The sequence below is a fragment of the Arthrobacter sp. 2YAF22_2 genome (assembly GCF_052114645.1).
Lineage (GTDB): Bacteria > Actinomycetota > Actinomycetes > Actinomycetales > Micrococcaceae > Arthrobacter.
In genome coordinates, this window is the sequence record NZ_JBFRFD010000354.1 from 1 (window position 1) to 3,872 (window position 3,872).

A 3,872-nucleotide genomic window follows, 5' to 3' on the forward strand; every position below is an offset into this window, starting at 1 on the left:
TCCAGCGCCAGACTGACCGAGTCAAGGAAAACGTCAAGGACGCCGTCTTCGGAGTGAAGGAGAAGGTCATGGGAGCAGCCGACCACACCGCTGGCGGCGTGCAGTCCGCAGGCGGCAGCGCCGCCTCACACCTGAACGACGCCGGCTCCGCCGTCGCCGACGCGCCGCACCAGGCCAAGGTCAAGACGCAGGGGAACCCGCTCGCCGCAGGGCTCATCGCCTTCGGCGCCGGCCTGCTGGTGTCCTCCCTGATTCCGGCCAGCCAGAAGGAACGCGAGGCGGCAGACGCCCTCAAGACGGCCGCCGAACCGCTCACCACGGAGTTGAGCCACGCAGCGCAGCACGTGGCCGAGGGGCTCAAGGAACCGGCCCAGGTTGCCATGGAGAACGTCAAGGCCACGGCCACCGACGCCGCCCAGAACGTCAAGGACGAAGGCCAGACGGCAGTCTCCGATGTGAGGGACCGCGCCGCAGACGCCAAGGACAACGTCCAGCAGGCCTAGCCTGACCGGAAAACGGCCGGTTGCCCTCGCTGACGCGCTGGGCAGCCGGCCGCTGCGCTTAACCTACGAAGGAAGATTCCGATGGCCAAGAACCTCACCCAGACGGACACGGGCTCCATGGACGACGCCGAGTCCGCCGAGAGCAGCACCGCCAAAACCCGCACGGCGCCCGCTCCGAATGATCCGCGCAAGCCAGGCGCCCCCACCGACGTCACCAAGCCCTCCTGGAAGTACATCGCCAGGAAAACCCTGCGCGAGTTCACGAAGGATAAGTGCCCCGACTTGGCCGCGGCCCTGACCTACTACTCGGTGCTTTCGATCTTTCCGGCGATGCTGGCGCTGGTATCCCTGCTCGGTCTTTTCGGGGACGCCCAGAAAACCACCTCCGCTCTGCTGGACATCGTCCAGGGCATCGCACCGGGTGAAACGGTGAAGACGATCCGCCCCGTGGTGGAAGACCTGGCCGGTTCCTCGGCCGCCGGCTTCACGTTCATCCTGGGCCTCCTCACCGCCCTCTGGTCCGCGTCCGGCTACGTTGGCGCCTTCGGCCGCGCCATGAACCGGGTATACGAGACCGACGAGGGCAGGCCGTTCCTCAAGCTTCGGGGCACCATGCTCGGCGTCACCGTCGTCAATCTCCTGATCGTCGTCGTGCTGGCCGCGATGCTTGTGCTCAGCGGGCCCGTGGCGGAGTCCGTCGGGAACATCATCGGCCTGGGCGGGACATTCCTGGCCGTCTGGAACATCGCCAAATGGCCGGTGATGCTGGTGCTGATCATCGTCGCGATTGCCATCCTCTACTACGCCACCCCCAACGTGAAGCAGCCGAAATTCCGCTGGCTGAGCATGGGGTCGGCGATCGCCTTGGTCGTGTTTCTGCTGGCGTCCCTGGCATTCGGCTTCTACGTGGCCTACTCCAACAGCTACAACAAGACCTACGGCGCGATCGGCGGTGTGATCGTCGCGCTGCTCTGGCTGTGGATCCTGAATATGTCGCTGCTGTTCGGCGCCGAGTTCGATGCCGAAACCGAGCGCGGACGCCAGCTCCAGGCCGGCATTGAGGCCGAGGAGACCATCCAGCTGCCGCCGCGGGACACGAAGCAGAGCGACAAGCTGCAAGCCAAGGAGGAAGAAGAGATCCGCCGCGGACGGGAACTTCGGGAGGAGCACCGCGACCAGGGCAGCGCCAAGAGCGGGTCGGGGGACCAAAGTCCCTAGCCGCTGCGCGCCGGCACGGGCTGTACTGGGGGGACGCACGCTGGGGGTGCGAACTTCCGCCTACCGGGGAGGATTCATGCCGGCACCCGCAGCAGGTTCCCAGCCAGCGGCCGTCCGGGAAAGGGAAGCCCTGTGCGGGCCTGGTGGGTTGCGCAGCCGGGGCCAATAGCGGGCGGCCCGCTGGTGTCCGGCGAGCGCCCGGATCCGGTTCCTGGCCGGGGGGAAGTCCTCGTGCGGGTGCGGGTCTGCGGGGTGTGCCGCACCGACCTGCACCTGGCCGAGGGCGAACTATTGCCGCGACGCCCCGACGTCGTTCCCGGTCACGAGGTCGTTGGCGAGGTGACAGACAGCGGCCCGGGCGCGGCCCGGTTCAGGCGCGGCGAGCGTGTCGGGGTGGCATGGCTCGGGGGCACCTGCGGATCCTGCCGGTTCTGCGTGCGCGGGCAGGAAAACCTGTGCCTGTCCCCCACCTTCACAGGCTGGGACCGCGACGGCGGCTACGCCGAATTGATTAACGTCGCGGAGGACTTCGCCTACCGGATTCCGGAGACCTTCCGGGATGAGGAAGCGGCCCCGCTGCTGTGCGCCGGCATTATCGGCTACCGTGCCCTGCTTCGCGCCGAACTGCCCATCGGCGGCCGGCTGGGCATCTATGGGTTCGGCGCCTCCGCGCATCTCGCCGCCCAGCTGGCGCTTTACCAGGGGGCGCGCGTGTACGTCATGACGCGGTCGCCGGACGCCCGGCGCCTCGCCCTGGACCTCGGCGCCACCTTCGCCGGCGGGGCCGAGGACGAGCCGCCGGACCCGCTCGATGCCGCCATCCTGTTCGCGCCCGCGGGCGCCCTGGTGCCGCCGGCGCTGCGTGCCCTCGACCGCGGCGGGACCCTCGCCGTCGCCGGCATCCACCTCAGCGACATCCCGCCGCTGAACTACGCCGCCGAGCTTTTCCAGGAGCGCCAGCTGCGCAGCGTTACGGCCAACACGCGGGCCGACGGCGAGGAGTTCTTCCGGCTTGCAGCAGAGATTCCGCTCCGGCCGACCACCGTTGCGTACCCTTTTGACGCCGCGGACCGGGCGTTGCGGGATCTCGCCGCCGACAGGGTCACCGGCGCCGCCGTCATCCGTGTGGCCCCCTGACATTCCGCCCAACTAGCTCGCAATTGATGCCCTTTTGAGGGCTCAAAACGACACCTACTGCGAGCTACTTGGGTCAGCGGCCGGGGCGGAGGAATTCGTGTTCCTCGCCGGCGCGGAGTAGGACCTTCCTGGTGCCTACCCGGACCAGGACGGGGGCGGCGTCGCCGGGGGCAGCGGAGACCACCAGCCGGTCGGTTTCCAGATGCATGGCCAGCAGCTGGTCCCGGTAGCGGACCTGGAAATCGACCCGGCGGAGTTCGGCCGGCAGCCGGGGTGTGAAATGGAGGGCGTCGCGGGTGATCCGGAGCCCGGCGAAGCTGCGCTGGACGACGTCGATGGAACCGGCCATGGCGCCCAGGTGGATGCCCGAACTGGTGGTCCCGCCCTGGGTGTCATCCAGGTCGGCGTCCAGGGCTTCCCGGAAGGTGGCCCAGGCCCGTTCCGGGTCGCGCTGGGCCAGGACCGAGGCGTGCGCCACCCGGCTCAGGGTGGAGCCGTGCGCCGTCCTGGCCAGGTAGAAATCCACCGTCGCGGCCATCTGCGTGGGCGTGACGGCGTAGCCCAGCCGGTCGAGGAACGCCAGGAGCTGGTCCTCGCCCAAGACGTAAAGCAGCATCAGGACGTCGGCCTGTTTGGCGAGCCGGTAGTGGTTGGTGCTGTCGCCCTCGGCCTCCAGGATGAGGTCCAGCCGCTCGATGTTGCGGTAGCTGCGGCGGTAGTGGCTCCAGTCCAGTTCCTGGAGCTCGCCGTAACCGTCGAACTGGCTGATGATGCCGCCGGCGAGGAACGGCACGAACATGCGCCGGCTCAGCCGCGCCCAGTGCGCGATTTCCGCCGTCGTGATGCCCAGCCGGGCGCGAAGGTCCTCCATGTCGAAGCCTTGGACGGAGCGCATGATCCATTCGGCCTGGTCGAACACCCACGCGGCCATGATGTTGGTGTAGGCGTTGTCATCCAGGCCGCCGCCCGGGTCGCCGGGGTTTCCGGTGTGGTACTCGTCCGGGCCCATGACGC

Annotated in this window: 4 protein-coding genes; 3 read left to right on the forward strand and 1 reads right to left on the reverse strand. The window is 68.6% G+C overall.

Features of this window, described 5'->3' with window-relative positions:
- From AB4Y86_RS13835 to AB4Y86_RS13845, 3 genes are all read left to right on the forward strand, one after another.
- The coding region (locus AB4Y86_RS13835; protein ID WP_441402788.1) for a DUF3618 domain-containing protein at nucleotides 1–503 on the forward strand (503 nt) is incomplete at its 5' end.
- Nucleotides 504–584: 81 nt separating this feature from the next.
- Nucleotides 585–1,721, forward strand: coding sequence for a YihY/virulence factor BrkB family protein (locus AB4Y86_RS13840; protein ID WP_441402789.1), 1,137 nt, complete (start codon nucleotides 585–587; stop codon nucleotides 1,719–1,721).
- A 132-nt stretch (nucleotides 1,722–1,853) separates the two neighbouring features.
- Nucleotides 1,854–2,858: a zinc-dependent alcohol dehydrogenase family protein gene (locus AB4Y86_RS13845; RefSeq protein ID WP_441402790.1), complete on the forward strand. Its 1,005-nt coding sequence runs from the start codon at nucleotides 1,854–1,856 to the stop codon at nucleotides 2,856–2,858.
- A 73-nt stretch (nucleotides 2,859–2,931) separates the two neighbouring features.
- Here the strand turns inward: AB4Y86_RS13845 and AB4Y86_RS13850 are convergent.
- On the reverse strand, nucleotides 2,932–3,872 hold a 941-nt coding region (locus AB4Y86_RS13850), incomplete at its 5' end, for a glycosyl hydrolase family 65 protein (protein ID WP_441402791.1).

Bases quoted from the DNA above. Each gene is read 5' to 3' on its own strand.
- AB4Y86_RS13840 (WP_441402789.1), top strand. From the start codon at position 585: ATGGCCAAGAACCTCACCCAGACGGACACGGGCTCCATGGACGACGCC.